The sequence below is a fragment of the Herpetosiphon sp. NSE202 genome (genome assembly GCF_042688385.1).
In the GTDB taxonomy this organism is placed as follows: Bacteria; Chloroflexota; Chloroflexia; order Chloroflexales; family Herpetosiphonaceae; genus Herpetosiphon.
Map to the genome: position 1 here is coordinate 274,642 of NZ_JBHUPY010000005.1, position 17,903 is coordinate 292,544.

Annotated in this window: 19 protein-coding genes; 5 read left to right on the top strand and 14 right to left on the bottom strand. The window is 48.1% G+C overall.

All coding sequences use genetic code 11. The features are described from left to right. Positions 1 to 7: 7 nt before the first annotated feature. Genes ACFMKP_RS07220 through ACFMKP_RS07230 form a run of 3 tightly spaced genes read right to left on the bottom strand, consistent with a single transcriptional unit; the run spans position 8 to position 1,921 of the window. Entirely contained in the window at positions 8 to 517 is a 510-nt protein-coding gene (locus ACFMKP_RS07220) for a DUF3226 domain-containing protein (RefSeq protein WP_382290402.1), read from the bottom strand. After that, a complete protein-coding gene (locus ACFMKP_RS07225) occupies positions 477 to 797 on the bottom strand; it encodes a hypothetical protein (protein ID WP_382290404.1) in 321 nt (106 codons plus the stop codon). The genes ACFMKP_RS07220 and ACFMKP_RS07225 overlap by 41 nt, the downstream gene beginning before the upstream one ends. Then, a complete protein-coding gene (locus tag ACFMKP_RS07230) occupies positions 797 to 1,921 on the bottom strand; it encodes an ATP/GTP-binding protein (protein WP_382290406.1) in 1,125 nt (374 codons plus the stop codon). The genes ACFMKP_RS07225 and ACFMKP_RS07230 overlap by 1 nt, the downstream gene beginning before the upstream one ends. Positions 1,922 to 2,130: 209 nt before the next feature. On the opposite strand from ACFMKP_RS07230, the gene ACFMKP_RS07235 reads away from it, so the two are divergent. Then, positions 2,131 to 2,763 (top strand): CPBP family intramembrane glutamic endopeptidase, encoded by a 633-nt coding sequence (locus ACFMKP_RS07235; RefSeq protein WP_382290408.1) that lies wholly within the window; start codon positions 2,131 to 2,133, stop codon positions 2,761 to 2,763. Here the strand turns inward: ACFMKP_RS07235 and ACFMKP_RS07240 are convergent. The 3 genes from ACFMKP_RS07240 to ACFMKP_RS07250 all read right to left on the bottom strand — a co-directional run bounded on the left by ACFMKP_RS07240 (position 2,744) and on the right by ACFMKP_RS07250 (position 6,383). Beyond that, positions 2,744 to 4,744: a sensor histidine kinase gene (locus ACFMKP_RS07240; protein ID WP_382290410.1), complete on the bottom strand. Its 2,001-nt coding sequence runs from the start codon at positions 4,742 to 4,744 to the stop codon at positions 2,744 to 2,746. The genes ACFMKP_RS07235 and ACFMKP_RS07240 overlap by 20 nt on opposite strands. A 14-nt stretch (positions 4,745 to 4,758) precedes the next feature. Then, positions 4,759 to 5,436 carry a response regulator transcription factor gene (locus tag ACFMKP_RS07245; protein ID WP_382290412.1) on the bottom strand — a complete coding sequence of 226 codons (678 nt, stop codon included), beginning with the start codon at positions 5,434 to 5,436 and terminating at the stop codon, positions 4,759 to 4,761. A gap of 65 nt (positions 5,437 to 5,501) precedes the next feature. Beyond that, a complete protein-coding gene (locus ACFMKP_RS07250) occupies positions 5,502 to 6,383 on the bottom strand; it encodes a hypothetical protein (protein ID WP_382290414.1) in 882 nt (293 codons plus the stop codon). Between the two features lie 163 nt (positions 6,384 to 6,546). Here ACFMKP_RS07250 and ACFMKP_RS07255 point away from each other — a divergent pair, with 163 nt between their 5' ends. Then, entirely contained in the window at positions 6,547 to 7,725 is a 1,179-nt protein-coding gene (locus ACFMKP_RS07255) for an acyl-CoA dehydrogenase family protein (RefSeq protein WP_382290416.1), read from the top strand. Here ACFMKP_RS07255 and ACFMKP_RS07260 read toward each other — a convergent pair. From ACFMKP_RS07260 to ACFMKP_RS07275, 4 genes are all read right to left on the bottom strand, one after another. Further along, positions 7,702 to 8,517, bottom strand: a complete 816-nt coding sequence (locus tag ACFMKP_RS07260) for an alpha/beta hydrolase (RefSeq protein WP_382290418.1) — start codon at positions 8,515 to 8,517, stop codon at positions 7,702 to 7,704. The genes ACFMKP_RS07255 and ACFMKP_RS07260 overlap by 24 nt on opposite strands. Continuing rightward, entirely contained in the window at positions 8,498 to 9,130 is a 633-nt protein-coding gene (locus ACFMKP_RS07265; protein ID WP_382290420.1) for a hypothetical protein, read from the bottom strand. The genes ACFMKP_RS07260 and ACFMKP_RS07265 overlap by 20 nt, the downstream gene beginning before the upstream one ends. A 172-nt stretch (positions 9,131 to 9,302) precedes the next feature. After that, the gene (locus ACFMKP_RS07270) at positions 9,303 to 9,587 is read right to left on the bottom strand and encodes an isoamylase early set domain-containing protein (protein ID WP_382290422.1); all 285 of its coding nucleotides are present in this window, start codon (positions 9,585 to 9,587) and stop codon (positions 9,303 to 9,305) included. A gap of 194 nt (positions 9,588 to 9,781) precedes the next feature. Further along, positions 9,782 to 12,247 (bottom strand): tetratricopeptide repeat protein, encoded by a 2,466-nt coding sequence (locus tag ACFMKP_RS07275; RefSeq protein ID WP_382290424.1) that lies wholly within the window; start codon positions 12,245 to 12,247, stop codon positions 9,782 to 9,784. Between the two features lie 150 nt (positions 12,248 to 12,397). Here ACFMKP_RS07275 and ACFMKP_RS07280 point away from each other — a divergent pair, with 150 nt between their 5' ends. Then, the gene (locus ACFMKP_RS07280) at positions 12,398 to 12,994 is read left to right on the top strand and encodes a cold-shock protein (protein WP_382290426.1); all 597 of its coding nucleotides are present in this window, start codon (positions 12,398 to 12,400) and stop codon (positions 12,992 to 12,994) included. A gap of 60 nt (positions 12,995 to 13,054) precedes the next feature. Here the strand turns inward: ACFMKP_RS07280 and ACFMKP_RS07285 are convergent, their stop codons facing one another. The 3 genes from ACFMKP_RS07285 to ACFMKP_RS07295 are packed head-to-tail and all read right to left on the bottom strand — an operon-like array spanning position 13,055 to position 14,876. Continuing rightward, positions 13,055 to 13,249, bottom strand: a complete 195-nt coding sequence (locus ACFMKP_RS07285) for a hypothetical protein (RefSeq protein ID WP_054532499.1) — start codon at positions 13,247 to 13,249, stop codon at positions 13,055 to 13,057. A gap of 36 nt (positions 13,250 to 13,285) precedes the next feature. Further along, complete coding sequence (gene rsfS, locus ACFMKP_RS07290; RefSeq protein ID WP_338034204.1) at positions 13,286 to 13,630, bottom strand: ribosome silencing factor; 345 nt, start codon at positions 13,628 to 13,630, stop codon at positions 13,286 to 13,288. Between the two features lie 58 nt (positions 13,631 to 13,688). Then, a complete protein-coding gene (locus ACFMKP_RS07295; RefSeq protein WP_382290682.1) occupies positions 13,689 to 14,876 on the bottom strand; it encodes a glycine C-acetyltransferase in 1,188 nt (395 codons plus the stop codon). A gap of 225 nt (positions 14,877 to 15,101) precedes the next feature. Here ACFMKP_RS07295 and ACFMKP_RS07300 point away from each other — a divergent pair, with 225 nt between their 5' ends. Then, complete coding sequence (locus ACFMKP_RS07300; protein WP_382290428.1) at positions 15,102 to 15,551, top strand: hypothetical protein; 450 nt, start codon at positions 15,102 to 15,104, stop codon at positions 15,549 to 15,551. Between the two features lie 141 nt (positions 15,552 to 15,692). On the opposite strand, the gene ACFMKP_RS07305 is transcribed toward ACFMKP_RS07300, so the two are convergent. Continuing rightward, the gene (locus ACFMKP_RS07305) at positions 15,693 to 16,721 is read right to left on the bottom strand and encodes an STAS domain-containing protein (protein WP_204756974.1); all 1,029 of its coding nucleotides are present in this window, start codon (positions 16,719 to 16,721) and stop codon (positions 15,693 to 15,695) included. 143 nt (positions 16,722 to 16,864) lie between these two features. Between ACFMKP_RS07305 and ruvB the strand changes: the two genes are divergently transcribed. Then, positions 16,865 to 17,896, top strand: coding sequence for a Holliday junction branch migration DNA helicase RuvB (gene ruvB / locus ACFMKP_RS07310; RefSeq protein WP_382290683.1), 1,032 nt, complete (start codon positions 16,865 to 16,867; stop codon positions 17,894 to 17,896). Positions 17,897 to 17,903 lie beyond the last annotated feature (7 nt).

A 17,903-nucleotide genomic window follows, 5' to 3' on the forward strand; every position in this document is an offset into this window, starting at 1 on the left:
CGCTATATTATTCTACAGACAGATTTAATAAATTGGCTAAAAATTGTCGAATTGCCTGGATTTCTGGAAGATTTTGCGTTGTTTCACTAATCCAACGATCCTCACGTAATGAAACTTGGATCGTTTTACTTGGACGTAATACATTCACAATACTTCCCACAATCGCTTTATACCTTCCCGCAGGTTTCTCGAACTCTTTTTTATCTTCCGTAACAAATTCATCAGAATTCAGATTGACTTCATTGATAAACTGCTCTGCACCTGTACAGAGTGATGGGTATACTTGTTTAGCACATTCAAGCAAGATATCTTCTAATGTCCCTTTTCGTTGGTTATCTGGTAAAATATAGCAGCCAAATTTAGATATACTTTGGCTAAAATCATGCATTGACGTAGGAACATCGATAGATTGCAGTTTTCTGAGTTTATTCATAAATAAATTAAATTTCTCATCTACTGTTTTATCATAATCACAATCAAGAATAATCCCAATACTTAATAATTTTGATATATTCAATAATTGAAAAATTTTCTTCAATAGTATTTACAATTTTGTCAATACCACCAGCATTTTGGATTGCTAGATTAATATTAGTATTTTGTAAAAAATAAGGCACTGGAACTCTTTGTAGTAAAGCACCTTTATGTGGAAATGTATCTGGTACTAAGTCTTTCCAATATGGATCAAGATTTTCAGATTTTTTAATTAGTTGAAATCCATAAAAGTAAGATAAAATCTTAATAATAAACTCAATATCATGCGAACCCTCAACTATAATATAAGCATACCTGCTCATTAACGTACATCCAATCCACGTTCATAGCGTAAACGCTGAAGTAAATCGCCACTATAGCGTTTTACAATGGTTTGCTGATCTTTTAGATCTAAGCGATAACCGCTAATTGAATCAAGATCTGATTGATTAGCACTAATCAAGGCATCAACTGCTTCTAAACTATGAGTTGTCAAAAAAAGTTGAACATCATACTTTTTACAGAGATTAACTACTTTACTGAAAATAGAACTTAGTACTGATTGATGGATTGCTGTTTCCATTTCATCAATTAGTAATACTCCACCTTTGACTGATTGAATTGCTAAGGCGATAGTCAGAATACGGCGTAATCCATCGCCAAAAGTATTAATTGGCGCTAGTCCAATCTTTTTATGGTCAACATAAAATTTTGCAGCTGAATTAGCCAACTGTAAAATTTCAATATTTTTGATGTTAGGCTCAATAGCGTGCAAAATATCAATCAGTTCATTGCGGTTATTTTCAACAACAATCTCAGAGAAGGTGTTTTTTTGTGTTTCTTCAAACCAATGGCTAATTGGTGAAATAAAATAGGTTGAAAGTAAGGTTTGGATTGGTTTTAGGCTACGATAACGAAAAGGTTCATTTTCCCAAATTTGAAATTTAGTATTAATTGGATTATAAGGACTCCCGCTAAATAATGAATGTTGATTTGTATATTGATTGGCTTCAATCAATATATCAGCACCTTTTTGCTCATAAATATCATTTGAATTTGATTCTTGATCAATTAATTTTTGATTGTAGCCAATAAACTCTTTGAAATTTGCATTTACTTGATGAATATTAAATTGACCTTGGCTAGATAAGGCAATTGATCCTTCATAAAATTGATTTGAATCGATTTTTATTTGTGGAAATAGCCATTTGATTGATTCTAAAATAGTTTCACGGGCGAGATTATTACCACGACCATCACGACGTTGAGCAACTCGAATCCACTCAATCGGATTATTAGCTTGGCAATAGACTGCTAAAGCTTCTAAAATACTCGTTTTTCCACTATTATTCATGCCTACGAGCAAGTTAACTTGACCTAATCCTTCAAGGGTTAGCTCACGTATGCCTCTAAATGTATGAATAGTGAATTGATCGAAATGTTGCATACGACACACCCTTACTATGCTTATGCTTATTAATGGTATTGTGCTTAAATTCAAAGTTATTTTATAGAATAGAGTATACAGTAATTTTGGTCAACTCTACCTCTAATTAATGCTATTGATGTTCATCACTTGCTAGCAGATTATTCATTGGTTTTGGCCCGTTGCTCTGGCATAATTAAGTTTTATGCAACAGGAAAAGGATGCAAGCGATGCGGCGGTGGTGGCTATGGGTAGAATTATTGGTTTTATTTGGTGGTGTGCCGTTGGTGCTGCGTTTTGCTGTGCCTGCCAGTTGGTGGTTTGGGGTGCTTGGTTTGGCGGCGCTTGGCGCATGGTTTTGGTTGCGGCGGCGTGGTGTGTCAATTGAGCTGTGGCAAGGGCGCTTGAATCCGCGCGAAAAACATGCTCTTTGGCGCTTGCTGCGACGCTTTGGCTTGGCAAGCTTGCTGGCGGTGCTGTTGGTTTGGCTTTGGCAACCAGCTACTTTATTTAATTTGCCGCGCCAACAACCTTGGGCTTGGCTGCTGCTTGTGCTAGCCTATCCAATTGTTTCGGTATATATTCAAGAATTGGTCTTTCGCGGCCTATTTTTCGAGCGCTATCGTGATTTATTGCGTGCTGATTGGTTGCTCTTGCTCAGTGCTGTGGTGTTTGGCTGGGCACATATTATTTTTCGCAATCCCTACGCGGTGATTTTGACGATTATCGGCGGCTGGTTGTTTGGAGATACCTACCGCAAAACCCGTTCGTTGCGCTTGGTGTGTTTGGAGCACGCTTTGTATGGCAATTTGATGTTTACGGTGGGCTTGGGCCACTATTTTTTCAGTCGTGGCTTGGGCTAAGTGGCAATAAGATCTGGAAATTGCTGCCCTCGCCAAGCGTGCTTTCAACCGTAATTGTGCCAGCGTGGGCCTCGATAATTTGCTTAACAATCGCTAAACCTAAGCCGCGCCCGCCGGTATCGCGGTTGCGCGAAGCATCGGCACGATAGAAACGCTCGAAAATATGCGCTAAATCATGCGCTGCAATGCCTTCGCCTGTATCGCGAATGTTGAGATTAATCTGCTGTTGATCGCTGCTGCATGTGAGCGCAATCGTTCCATTAGCTGGGGTATGGCGAATTGCATTTTTGAGCAGATTTCCCAAGGCTTGCACAATTCGCGTGCGATCAACTGCGATTGCTGGCAGTGGCTGCTCGATGTTGAGTTCGAATTGAATGCCCGCGTTAAGTGCAGGTTGTTGCCAACGCTGGTGGGTTTCGCGTAGCAATTGGGCAAAATCAAGGGTTGTTTTGTTAAAATCGAGGCTCTGCGACTCCGTTTTGAGCAGCAAGGTTAAATCATCAAGCAAACTAACGATCAATTTAATCTCATGTTCAACGTGATGTGCTGCCTCATCGGCGCTTTGTAACTCGTCGGCCAAGCCTTCCATTTCAAGCTGAATCACGCTCAGCGGTGTATGCAATTCGTGGGTCAAATCGTGAATTAAACGGGTTTGCAGCATGCGCTGTTGGGCCAGCGAATTGGCCATATGGTTGAAGGCGCTGCTCATTTGGCCAAGCTCATCGTGCGAACGAATTGGCACTTGGGTTTGCCAATTGCCAGCAATAATCTGCTTGGTGGCCTGGGTTAGTGCCAAGACTGGGGCGGTAATTGTGCGTACCAGCATAAAGCCCACGGCTAAAACGATCATGCCAACGATTGCGCCGCTGATGATTAATGCATGGCCGATGCTGCGTAAAAATGCGCCTTGTTGCTCGGTATAGGCGTGGGTTCCGGTGACCATCAAGGCCGAGCCAATCAATTCGTTGCTAATTAAATCGTAGAGCGGAATCGCATGTTGGCGCAGATCGGCAGCCAATTGCTGGTCGTGGTTGAGTTGCTGGGCGCTATCATAGGCCACATTGCCCGCTGGATCGAGAATAATCAGCCGTTCATCACCATGCAATAATGCCTGCAAGGCCCATTGCAGCAACAAACTATCGTGGTGGGCAAAGCCAAACTGCTGATTCGTTGGCCGATGTAAGGCTTGAGGATCGATAAAATTCCAAGCCGATTCAACGATCAACGGCAATTCATTCAAAATGAGGCTGATTGGAATGCTTGACATCGATTTGAGGCGCTCAAGTTCGGCGGCAACGATTGTTTGTACCAGTTCTTTTGGCTCGGTTTGGTAGTTTTTCGCCAAGGCCACAAAACCTTGGGGATTCTGTGCGCTTTGGACGATCTCGCTTGGGCTGGCAGTAAGCTTTTTCTGAAGCAGATTAAGCCAATCAGGGCTGGTTTTATATTCAACAAAATAGCGAATTTGCGATTTGAGCGCCGTGCCAGATTCCATGGCTGGTACGCCGCTCATGCCAAACGTCATGGGAATGGTTGCATGTGGCAGTTGAATTTGCTCAAGGCTCATAATCAAATCTTCAGGATTAACATTATGCGCAATCGCAACACTTTCGATACTGCCCGCGCTGCCAACCTCGACTTGCAAATGTTCAGGGCTAATGCCAATTGCCTCGGCGCTCTGTTGCCAAAGTTGGCCGCTACTAACGCTGATTAATGCTGGTGCAAGCGGCATGGTAACCGTTTGGCTCAGGGCTTCGCTTTGTTGTAATAAGGCTGGCAGCGCCGACCAATCGGGATTGTAGGCATGGCTGGCTTCGAGCCATGGCGCAAGTTGGGAGGTACGCATTTGGCTTTGGTCGCCGACAAAAATATCGAAGCGCTGGGTTGTGAGCAAATAAGCGCTTAGCCCGCTCAACAAGAGGGTTGCGCCAATCACGAGGCCAAAAGCTGCACCTAATTTCCAACGTAATGATCGAAGCATAGCACCCTACCAGATTAATCAACAAATTTATAGCCAAGGCCATACACAGTAATAATATATTGCGGATTTGTACGATCGTGCTCAATTCGCTGGCGCAAACGCGCAATATGCGCATCGAGCGAACGATCAAAACCAGCATAATCGCCAGCAAACACCGCTTCAAGCAGCTGTTCGCGGCTGAGAATTTGGTTGGGATGGCGCATAAAGGTGGCCAATAAAGCTAATTGAATTTTGCTTAATTCAACAGGTTGCTGATTGACGGTGCATTGATGCTGGGTCAAATCAAGCTCAATCGGGCCACGTTTGAGGGTTTGGCTTGGCGCAATTGGCTGGCTGCGGCGTAAAACTGCACGCACACGGGCCACCAATTCACGGGCGTTGAAAGGCTTGCCGACGTAATCATCGGCCCCAAGCTCCAAGCCCTGAATCCGTTCTTCATCGCTGCTGCGCGCAGTTACCATAATAATTGGTGTATTTTTGGTTTGGCGAATGGCCTTGAAGACTGCTAGGCCATCCAATTTCGGCAGCATTAAATCTAAAACGACTAAACTTGGCTGGTGTTGCTGCACCAACGCCAAGCCAGTCAGGCCGTCGCTTGCCAAATAGGTTGCAAAGCCAGCTTGCTCAAGATACAACTGCATCCAATGCGCAATCCGCTCTTCATCCTCGATAATTACGATTATTTCGGCCATGGTGGTTCCTTGTGGCATGAGCAGGCTGGTTGCAGGCGTGGTAAGAGCTGCAACCAGCCAATGATTTAGCGGCTTGGTTCGGTAACTGGTTCACTTGGCAAGGCGGGCAGTGCTTCAACGGCTTCGCATTCAACGGCTTCTTCAACATGGTCGCCTGTGCCTGATTCGCCCCCTGAAATCTGGAAGCATTGAACCCCTTCACCAGCAACGAAGCTTGGCACATTGCTGACAAAATGCTCAATCATTTCGGGCAAATCGTTGCTAAAGAGTTCAGCATCTTCGCTGCTTAGCTCGCCATCAGTCACCATTTGATTGATGTTGGCGGTTTCAGCGGCAACAATTGCATCGATAACTGTTTGTTTGCTAACGCCCTTGGCTGCTGCTTGGTCGGCAATGCTTTGTTCTGCCTCAATGCCTGCGTGCAATTCGTCGGCGCTAATGCCAATGGTTTCGGCGGCGAGCGCAAACCAATCGACCCCAGCCACGGCCCCAATTGCCACAACCGTTCCACAATCGCCTTCAACGGTTTCTGAATTAATCGTTATAAATGGTTTGGTGATTTGTTCGCTCGTTGTTTCGGTCGTTGCTGCAAGTTGATCAGTAGCTTTGAGTGCCACAAACGGCTTGGTAACGCGTTGGCTAGTTGCTTCGGTTGTGCTTTCAAGCTGGTCGCTGCTTGCTGCTGTATTATGCTGCAGATGCAAAGCACCGCCAACAGCTTGTTTGTGTAGTTGGGTTGGCTGGCTCATTGCTGAATGCTGCAATGGCGCAACTCTAGCCACGCCCGACCCATGACATTCGATTGTTACATCATCGGCATTTGAACTGACTGTGACGCTATGCACTGGTTGGTCGTTGTTGGTGGCAAAAGCTGTGTTGTTGGTCCAAAGATAGCCACCACAAGCCAACGAAACAACTCCAACCGCCACCGCTAAATGTTTACGCATGTCCGAACTCCTTGTCAATCACAAATTACTTTCAATGGCGGTACTATAAAAAATAATTGTGATACAAATTCGACAATTGGCTATGCAAAGTTAATAATTTGATGAGTTGCTGCTGGTTTGTGCTAAGCTTTGAATATAATGTTGTTGATTAAGGAATAAACCAATGGCGATAGATGTATTGCATGCTGGCTTGACTGAACGCCAACAAGCCTTTGTTGCGCTTGGACGGGAAATGGCGACGCTGGTCAAGCCAAGCGCAGCTCAGCATGATCAGGCTGCGAGCTTTCCCTTCGAACACTTGCCAGCACTTTTTGCGGCCAAATATCAAGCCTTGAGCATTCCAACCGCATTTGGCGGGCTTGGCGCGAGTTTGTTCGAGGCAATTTTGGCCCAAGAGCAATTAGCCTATGGCGATGGCTCAATTGCCTTGGTACTGGCAATGCCGATTCATGTGCTTGGCGGAATTATCGAAGGGCGGGCATGGCAACCAAGCCAGATCGAGCGGCTTAGTCGTTTGGTGGTTGAACAGTCGGTTTTGCTCAATTCGGCGGCCAGCGAGCGCGAAATGGGCAGCCCAGCCCGAGGTGGCTTATTTGCAACAACTGCCCAACCAGTTGCAGGCGGTTGGTTGCTAAATGGGCGCAAAATTTATACGACTGGCGCGCCTGCATTAACCCATGCCCTGATTAGCGCCACGATTGTTGACACCAGCGATACAGCGATTTTTTTGGTTGATCTCAAACAAGCAGGGGTAACGATTGAGCCAACTTGGCATGGCACCGCGATGCGCGCAGCCCGCAACGACGATATTGTGCTCGATGCAGTGTTTGTTGCTGAAGAAAATTTGTTGCAACGCCGCCAACCTGGCGTGATTGATCCGAGCCGTAGCAATGCTGGGGCTTGGTTTCAATTGAACATGGCGGCGGTCTATTTGGGCATAGCCCAAGCAGCGCGTGATGTTGCCAGCAACTATGCCCGCGAGCGTCGTCCGACCGCTTTGGCGGGTAAGGCCATTAGCGAGCTTGAATCGATTCAGCGGCAGCTTGGCAAGGTCGAGCAATTGCTACTGAGTGCGCGCAGTTTGCTCTATCAAACTGCCCAAATTTGGGAGCAAGCGCCTGCTGAACGCGGCAATTTGCGGGCCTTGATTGCTACTACCAAAGCAACGGCGATTGAGCATGCTGTTGCTGCGGTTGAACAAGCGATGATTGTGGTTGGTGGCGCTTCGCTCTCACCAGATTTGGCGCTCGAACGCTATGCGCGCGATGTGCGGGCTGGCCTGTTTCACCCGCCAACGTTGGATGCAGCTTTGGTTGGCTTAGGGGGTTGGTTGGTCGAATAACGATGTTTGATGGCGACTGGCCCAGCCTTCGATCGCATCGGCAACCAACGGCCAAGCAGGGTCAAACATCAAATCGTGGGCTGCCTGCGGCACGATAATTAATGGCGCTTGATAGGCATTGGCCAACGAACGCTGCTCGGCGAGGGTAAATACGCGGTCGCGCTCGGCGGCAATCACCATTATTGGGGTTTTGATTTGGCTTGGCTTGGGTTTATGCATGAGCGCATCAAGCAAAACCCTGAGTGATTCGCTGCCAAGTTGGCTGTGGATGGCTTGGGTTTGGGCGGCGGAAGCGTTATCACGCAAAAATAAATATTTTGCCAAGGCTGGTGTACGTACAAAACCATACCCATCGGCGGTTGCAAAAGCCCGTAAGAGCACACTTGGTTGGGTGCGCATGGTGCGCAGCGTAAAGCCCAATGGCCCAGTCTGCGGCATGCTGGCCAGCAAAATTGCCGCTGGCAACGGATGCTGCATCACAGCATGTTGCAGAATGTAGCCGCCAAGGCTATGGCCTACAACGATTGGCGCTGGTTTGAGGGTTGCAACCAGCGCCAGCAAATCGTCGATATAGTGGTTTAAGCCAACCGTGTTGAAATAGCGTGGCATACTGCTGCGGCCATGGCCGCGTAAACTCAGCGTATGCACCGCAAAGCCGCGTTCGGCAAAATCGTGAGCGGCATTATCCCAGCACCAAGCCCCATGCCAAGCGCCGTGGAGCAGCAGCAAAGGTCGCTGATACAACAGCGTTTTTGGTTGGTAGCAGCGATGTTCAAGCGTGTTGCTGGTCATTGGCTTCCTCTTGAGCCGCCGCCCGATCGCGTTCCTCGCGGATGAGCCGCAAGGTTGTGGTTTTATCATCGAGCGCATGGAAAATTGCTTGCATGATAACGGTATCAGTTGTGTCAAGATCTGCCAAGAGCCGTTCACGATTGCTATCGCCTGCGACGAGCAAGCGGATGCGTTGAGCCAAGTTTTGCCATTGGGCTTGGGCTTCAAGCTGTGGCAAGAAGCCATCAAGATCGGTGTAGGCGTGCTGGACTCCAAAGTAGGCCGCCGCTACCGTCAAGATAATTGGCCGCCATTCGCCGATCAGTTTGCTTAACCGCGCTTCTTCTGGGTCGGGCGTTTGGCTGACCGCCACCAAAATTGCCTGCACGATGGCCGCGCTATTGGTATCGAGGCCAGCGCCAAGTTGGGCGAAATCACGTTCGCCAGCCCAAATTCGTTCAACTGCCGCCTGAATAATCCAGCCGTTATTATCAATTTGGGGCAATAAAAACTCGACCTCGGCGCGGCGGGTATCATCGCCATGGGCAATCGCGGCAATGACCTCAATCAAGGGTGCGAAATGGGCAACCGCATCGCTGGTAGCGCGTTCAAAGGTCGGGTGTAGATCGAGCATATCGAATATCCTTACTAGTAGTGAGCAACAGAAGAGCCTTAGGTCGCTGCGCGAGCATGATCAAGGCTCTCTATATGATATGCGATTGAGTGACTTTGTGTCAATATAACACCTATTAGCAGCAATAAAACAACGAGCCATCCTCATTGATGCCTCGTCGTTTGTGGCTGGTTTAAGTGTAGACCACCGAATTCGCACCGCCAAACTCGTTTGGCTCGTAACGATCAGCGCTCCAATCGTTCAGCCAGCGTCCATCGGCAAGATAGCGATACTGGAAACTGTGATTGGGTGGCAGATCCATGGTGGTGCTCCAGCCTTCCCCGGAACGCAACAGCGGGGTCGCCGTTTCGCTCCAATTATTGAACTCGCCAACAAGTGTGATCGTCTGGGCGGTGAGTGGGGCTGGGATGTTGAAGGTTACCCGCACGACCGTACCCTCGAGGCGTTTCTTCAGCATTCTGGCACTCCTTTGTGCGTTACAAAATACAACGGCTTCGTTGCATTTCCTCTGCGTCCGAATCCTTGTATCTACCATCCTACTCGGCTTTCAAAGCAAGATCAATACCCAAAGCATTGGCATTTCCTAAGAAATCTAGGCCATCTTGGCTTGTACTACACAGGACTAAAGAGCTAGCACTAATGCTTGCGATTTTAGGTGATTGGCTTCACCTCTGCGAGGAATTGCCGTGGTTCGATCTGGCCAGCTTTCAGCTGTTCAAATAGCACCAAATTAGCTTGATTCATAAGCTGTTGTTGTTGAAAATGAGCGCTACTCAGCGTAAATTGAGCAATTGACTGCTCAAACTGATCGAGCCACAGCAAGGCTTTGCCATAGTACCATTGGCAGTAGGCAACATGAAAGAGATGATTGGCCTGGCCAAATAGGCGAATTGCTTGCTCGAAGTAGGCAAGCGATGCAGCATATTGCGCTTGATCAACGAATATTTCGGCTAAATTAACTGCTGCTGCCGCTTTCGACACACCATCATCATACTGTTCGGCAATCTCAGCAGATTTTTTGATAAATTCTGAAGCCTTATTGAAATTACCCATTTTACGATAAAGATTGCCGATATTGCCATAATGAATACTAAGTTCTTTGCCAATATCTTGTTTTATGCCAATATTAACCGTCTTCAAATAATAATATAGGGCTAGTTCTTGATGATTCAAGCGTGCATAAATAGTGGCGAGGCTGTTAACTAACGCAGTGTTATTATACGCTTTGCGAATTTCGGTTTCTTGCTCATTGCATAAAAATGCTCCAATAGCATATTTTAAGCTAAGGTGCAGTGCTTCTGTCGTTCCTAAGCGTTGATAACAATAAGAAAGGATGATATATGCAGCTGTATGATCCGTAATTCCTTGACTTTCAGCCAGTTCGATAGATTGAAGCATAAGTGGAATCGCTTGATTAATATTGCCAATAATACGATGCAGGTTTCCTTGATGATTTAATAAGTCTGAAAGTACTAATGGTTGATTAGTTCTCTGCGCAGCTTGGATTGCATTGTTGATATATTCAATCCGATCAACCATTGATGGGTAATAATTGCTACTATTATAAATCGTGGCCAATACTAAATCGATGATCAATTGATCGCCACGATCGGTTCCAAGTTGGCTTGGTGCATGCTGAAATATCCAATTAACATGCTTTTCTTCACGCTCAAAGCCTTGAGTTGCGCGAATCTTGCCACCAATTTGATTAAGAAATACATCATCAAGCAGGCGGGCCAAATCGCGAATCGCTTCGCAATAACGCCATAGCGCCGCCTCAGTTTCATGCTGCTCTGCCAATTGACGCAGCGCAAAACTGCGAATTAAGTCGTGCATGCTCCAGCGTTCGTTGTGGCTATTGTATTGCAATAAATTATGGCGCAATAAATAATAAAGTTGGTTTTCTGCCGCTAAATTATGCGGCAATTCGAGCATTGCCAAGCCCAAACTACTCGAAAAATCGGCCACCAAAATTGCCAATTGGCGCACAAAATATTGTTGTTGAACACTAAGTTGGGCGTAACTCAAGGCCAGCGAGGCTTCAACATTCAATTGTTGATCGTCAGGGTCGCGCAAAGCTTGCAAGCGTTGGTTTTCATCTGCAAGCTGGGCCAAATAATGCTCAGGCTTGAGCGCTGGGTTATTCTGCAAAATACTCGCGCTCACCCGCAAGGCTAAGGGCAAATAGTTACATGCACTGGCTAATTGTTCAGCACTTGGCTGATCAAGCCGTGGGCAAATTTCTTGGATGAGCTTGCTTGAATCCTCAGCATTTAACGCCTCAAGCTGAATGCTGGCCATTGCTGGCAAGCTAAATCGCTGGCGACTGGTAATAATCAAACAGCAACCAACTGGCGGAATGAGGTCGCGTACCTGCTCAGCATCACGCGCATCATCAACAACAATCAAGACTTGTTTGTTGTGCAGAATATTGTGATAGCGGGCCAACAATTGCTCGCGTTTTTCTGGTAGGCGGGTTTTGGGATCAAGCGTGTTAATCACCAAACCAAGGGCTTGTTCAGTCGTAAGTGCTTGTTCGCGCGCGCCATACAGATTAAGCATCAATTGAGCATCAGGATATAAATGCACCATGTTTTGGGCAACGATCAGGCTTAATTCACTTTTGCCAATGCCGCCCATGCCATGAATGCCAACTAAGGCTGCTCCCCGCTTGGCTGCGTGGGCAATCTGAATCGCATGGGTTAGGCGCTTGAACTCAGGCTCGCGCCCAACAAAATCGCCAACCACAGGCCGTAATTGGTGAATTGGCGCGTGATCAGCAGCAGAATTTGGATCGTTGTTGCGAGGCTGATGCGGTTGGTTAAGCAATTTGGCTAGCTGCTCGAACAAAGCTTTTTGGTAGCGATGATAGGTTGCTTGATGAATATTCAACATCTGACAATAACTATCGACTGGCGCGCCAGGATAGGTTGTGAGCACCTTGAGCAGTGATTGCTGCGGCTGTTCAAGTGGCAGTTGGCCGAGCCAGTGATAGAAATCGCCCAAACCGCCAAATGCTTGCAAGCGTTGCCGCCATGTTTGGTCTGCCAAAAGGCGTTCTGGCCGTTGAATTAATGTCTGAATTGATTTGGCTGTCCAAATGTGATCGTCGCTCATCCCTAACTCATACTAATGTGTGCAGGCATAATTTTAACATGGGCCATGCACTTGACAAGTTGTTAGATTAATGATACAAAGTATCATTATAAAGCGTGATTCGGCAACTGGTTTATGCCGAGCACCAATTCCAACATGGAGACATGGGTTATGAATGAGCGTAGTACTGGCACGGTGACGTGGTTCGATCCTGAAAAATCGTATGGTTTTATCACAACTCATGCAGGAGCATCGTTGTTTGTTCATCGACGGGCACTTGGTGATGGACGACGCTGGTTGGTTGAGGGCGAAGAAGTAAGTTTTGTGGTGGTTCGGGGCATGAAGGGTGATGAAGCCAACGATGTTTTAGTGACCAACGCTTTACCGCCAACGCCGCGCATTCGGGCCTATGAGCAACGCGAGGCTGGGGCCTATGGTGGCGAACGCTCGTTCGAGCGCCGCGATCGCTTTGCTGGTCAAGGCCGCCCAAGCAATAACGGCCCGCGCCGCGAGTGGAGCAATGGCCCACGTGAACGCAGTCGTTCATTCAGCGGCAGTGCTCCTGCTGGCATCATTAACGCCCGAGTTGATTATATCGACCCTCAAGGACGCTTTATGTTTGTGGCGCTCAGCGATAATCAAGGCGATGCCTATGTGCATTCGAGCTTGTTTAATTATGCTGGTAATCGGGTGCAAGTTGGCGATAACGTCCGGGTCAGCGTTTCGGCAAGTGATCGCGGCTTGCGCGCCAACTCACTTGAGATCTAAATTTGAGTTTTGCATATCCACTCAAGCAACAAGGCCGACTCGTATGAGTCGGCCTTGCTGTTATTGGAGAAATAGCTCGAAATTTGGTTTATGGTCGCGGCCTGTGAGGCGGCGGAACCCACGCCCGATAGCTTGCATCGTATCGTCACTTAGCGAAGAAGCCAAGATCGAACCGAGAATCAAGCCTAAGGCGCTTCCTGCTGCTGCTCCAAGCGCAAAGACGACATAGCGTTCGCGTTGTGTAGATTTGTTCATGATGTACCTCGCACGTGATCGTCCTTGACCCGCCGATTACTGAAGAACGACAACTGGCGTAGCTTTTTGCCACAATTTATCGAGCTTGTAAAAATCGCGCTGTTCAGGGCTAAAAATATGCACAACCACATCGCCAAAATCGAGCAAAACCCAGCCAGTTTCGGGTGAACCTTCGACTTTGGGGGTGGGAGCGCCTTCTTGGACTAACTGATCATCAATTTCTTTTACGACTGCTCGTAGCATGCGCTCATTGCCAGCGGTACAAATCACCAAAAAATCGGCGAACGTGGCTAATGGGCGAACATCAAGCATGATAATATCATTTGCCTGCTTCGAGTCTGCTAAATCAACAGCACGGCGGGCAAGAACTTGCGCTTCGATAGGTGGACCTCCACATTTCTAGAACAGATTTTTTCTGCTTCCAATATACCATGAAACCTTAAATTAGCTGCATCCTGCGCCCAACATGTTCGAAGATAGTGAGCGCTTCCGCCAGATCTGCATTGCTATGGCTGGCAGTTACAATTGTGCGCACCCGACCTTTGTCGCGGGCCACAGTTGGGAAGGCGATGCCTTGAGCAAATACGCCTGCTTGGAACAGTTGATCGGAGAATTGCATGGCCTTGGCGCTCTCGCCGACAATCACTGGGGTGATTGGGGTTTCCGAGATGCCAGTGTTAAAGCCAAGCTGTTGCAATCCCGCCTTGAAGAACTTGGTATTTTCCCAAAGCTGCTGATGCAATTGCGCGCCCTCGGGGCTTTGCAAGAGCTTAACTGCGGCAATACAGGTTGCAGCCACCGCTGGCGGATGCGAGGTGCTAAACAAAAATGGCCGTGAGCGATGCTCCATCAGCTGGCGCAATTTGCTCGATGTGGCCACATACCCGCCCAAAGCTCCAATTGCCTTGGAAAGTGTGCCAACCTGAATATCCCAATCGGTGATGCCATAATGGCTAACCGTGCCGCTGCCGTTGGTGCCAAGCACGCCCGATGCATGGGCATCATCGACCATGGTGATTGCGCCGTAATGCTTGGCTAGCTCAGCGATCCGTGGCAAAGGTGCAATATCGCCATCCATGCTAAATACGCCATCGGTGACGATGAGCGTGTTGCGATATTTGCCTTGATTAGCCTGCAAAACCCGTTCCAAATCGGCCATATCGTTGTGTTGATAGACCGCGCGCGCTGCTTTGGTTAGGCGAATGCCATCGATAATCGAGGCATGATTCAGGGCATCACTGATCACCAAATCGCCATCGTTGAGCACAACTCCCAAAACCGCTGCGTTGGCCGTAAAGCCCGATTGGAGCACTAACACCGCCTCAGTATGCTTGAATTCGGCCAAGCGTTGTTCAAGCTCCTCGTGGATGCTCATTGTGCCAATAATGGTGCGCACTGCGCCAGAACCAACCCCCAATTCCTCGATTGCCTTGATTGCTGCTGCTTTCAAGGCTGGATGATTGGCCAAGCCCAAATAATTATTTGATGAGAGATTGATCACCGATTTGCCATCGATGGTTGAGCGTGGGCCGGTTGGGCTTTGCAATTCGCGCAATTTGCGAAAAACCCCTTGCTCACGCAAACTATTCAGTTGCTCATCAAGATATGCTTCAAATGAATGCGGCATCATCGCCCCCATAAACAGCTATTCGCAACTATGGCTCAGCGCCATATGTTTCAAATGCATTATAGTGCATAAGCGCGCTTTGTAGATGCGCCTGTGAGCTGATTTATGGCCTTTGGCAATTGCAATGATTATGCTGCATTACTGCGAGGATTGTGCATGGTGCAAACCCGATCGCAGCCTACACTCAATCCAACCCGTATTGGAATGGTGTGAAATGAGGATGTTGTGCGAGAACTGATTAAATTTTTGCTTGCAGGCTTGCTCGTAGTTGGCAGTTGTATCGGTATCTCATTCTGGGCATGGGGGCCGCCAATTCGTGATGATCTGCCTGTTACGCTGCATGAAGGTGATTTGTATGATGAGTGGCAGCAAATCGAATCAGTTGATCCTACGCGCCTCTATTTTGAAGTTAAGCTGTATCAAACCGAACTATGGAAGGATGTTAACGTCGAGCCACGAAGCAGATCAGCGCTTGATTTGCAACTCGAACCATTGGCTACTAAGCGGATTCGACCATATGTAGCGTTTATCATCCGCGGGTCGATTTTGCGCGAATTTGCCGCACCTGAAGATTCAATTGAGTTTATCTTGCATGGAATGCATGGCCAAAAAGCCCGCACACGCTGGCTTGATAGCCAATTGCTGCTTGATGGCAATATACTGATCGTGCGCTAGCATACTTGTTCCCTCACCCCCAGCCCCTCTCCCACTCAACGCGGGCGAGGGGAGTACCCGTTGTTACCGACTATTGTGCAAGAAACACCGCATTAAAGCCCATCGCCCGCGCCACGGGAGAGGGGTTGGGGTGAGGGAATTCTAATAACTCGGTTTGCTGGTTGCATAACCCAAACCGCTTTGCACATCGCGGAAGGTGCGAATATGGGCAATGTCGATGCCAGTATCGAGCAAGGCTTGCACGGTTTCGCTGCGTAAGCCAACCACGATTGGCTCGGTGCCAAGCAAGCGCACTGCACTCAAGGTTTGTACCAACGATTCGGCAACTGCTTGATCGATCGTGTTAAGGCCAGTTAAATCGATCAAAATCGTATGTGGGCGGCGTTGATAAATTGTATTCAGCAATTCATCGCTCAGCAAGGCAGCTCGCGTCAGATCGATACTGCCAACCAGCGGCAAGACCAAAACGCGCTCGGCAATTGGTAGCACTGGCACGCTCATTTGGCGAATGGTTTCGCTGGAGCGTTGCAATTCGTCAAGTGCTTTTTCTAGGTAGAGTGTGCGTTTTTGCACCCGCTCCTCAAGCACGGTTTGGTTGCGCTCAAGCGCTTTGCTATGTTCGATGCTACTTTTCAGCAGTTGGCGTAAGCGTCGCGCCGTAAATGAGGTTGTGGCTGCTGCGGTGCCAAAACAGCCGCCAGCAAACAGCAGATTGAGAATCGTAATATTTAATGAAAATGGCTGAGGACTAAGCAGATCGGTGCTGACGAACACAATAACAGCAATAATCGCATAAATTAAACTCCAACGTGCTGGCAACAATAACGCCGCCGCCACAATTGGAATAAATAGACCATACATCCCGCGACTGGTTACGCCAACCGGGATTGCGACGACCAAAATAAGCGCAAAATAGGGAATAAACATCGCATGGGTTGCCAACTCTGGCTGATCGATGCTGACCAACCAGCCTGAAACCCCGGCGGCAACCAAAATGCCAAACAAACAGCCAAGCGCTATTTGATTGCGTCCAACGCTGAGATCAACTCCTAAAACATAATACAGAATCAGCAAAACAATAAAACTGCTGCCAGTGATCAAAATGCGGCGTAAGGCCCGCTTACGCTGTTCGCGTTCTTCATTCCATAATGCAATTGGTGGATCGGCCATGTGCGGTACCTGTGTAAAGTGGCTATGGCGCATTATATCAGGCTTTTTTTCTGATGATTCAAGCTACTGCCAGCATGCGACCGTCTGTGCTATAATCGCTGTAGGAGGATGCCATGTCCGATGCGTTTGATCAAGCTCAACGAATGATTTCACCCAAGCCTCGCGAAGAGGATCAAGTGGTGGAGAAAAGTTTGCGGCCAAAAAAATTGGCCGAATATATTGGCCAAGAAAAAGTGCTTGCCAACCTCAAAATTGCGATTGCTGCGGCGCAACAACGCAAAGAGCCGCTTGATCATACGTTGTTTTATGGCCCGCCTGGCTTGGGCAAAACCACGCTTTCAACCATTCTGGCCAACGAAATGGGTGTGAATATCAAAATTACTTCTGGCCCAGCTATCGAGCGGGCCGGCGATTTGGCAGCGATTTTGACCAACCTCAAAAAAGATGATTTGCTGTTTATTGATGAAGTCCATCGCTTGAATCGCGCCGTTGAAGAAGTGATGTATCCAGCCATGGAAGATTTTGCGCTGGATATTATTGTAGGCAAAGGCCCAAGCGCCCGTAATTTGCGCCTGAAGTTGCCGCGCTTTACCGTGGTCGGTGCGACGACGCGCTTAGCTTTGCTGACCTCGCCCTTGCGTGACCGTTTTGGCTCGGTGCATCGGCTTGAATTTTATTCGGTCGAAGCCATGACCGATATTGTGCGCCGTTCGGCGGCTTTGCTCAAATCGCCAATTGACGAGGCTGGGGCTTTGGAGATTGCGCGACGGGCACGCGGCACGCCGCGGGTTGTCAATCGTTTGCTGCGACGAGTGCGAGACTTTGCCTTGGTGATGGCCGATAATCACATTACTCTCGACGTTGCCAAAGCCGCCCTTGCCAGCCTTGAAATCGACGATTTGGGGCTTGATGAGAATGATAGGCGGGTTTTGCGCACTTTGATCGAAACCTTCAATGGCGGGCCGGTTGGCTTAACCACCTTGGCCGCTGCCACTGCCGAAGAAGTTGATGCAATCGAGGATGTTTACGAGCCATATTTGTTGCAACTTGGCTTTCTTCAGCGCACGCCACGCGGGCGAATTGCCACGCGCCGCGCCTACGATCACCTTGGCGTGAGCTTTCCCGAAGCGCCGCGCCAAGCTGATAGCCAACAATCAACCTTTAATTTGGAATAGATTTTGA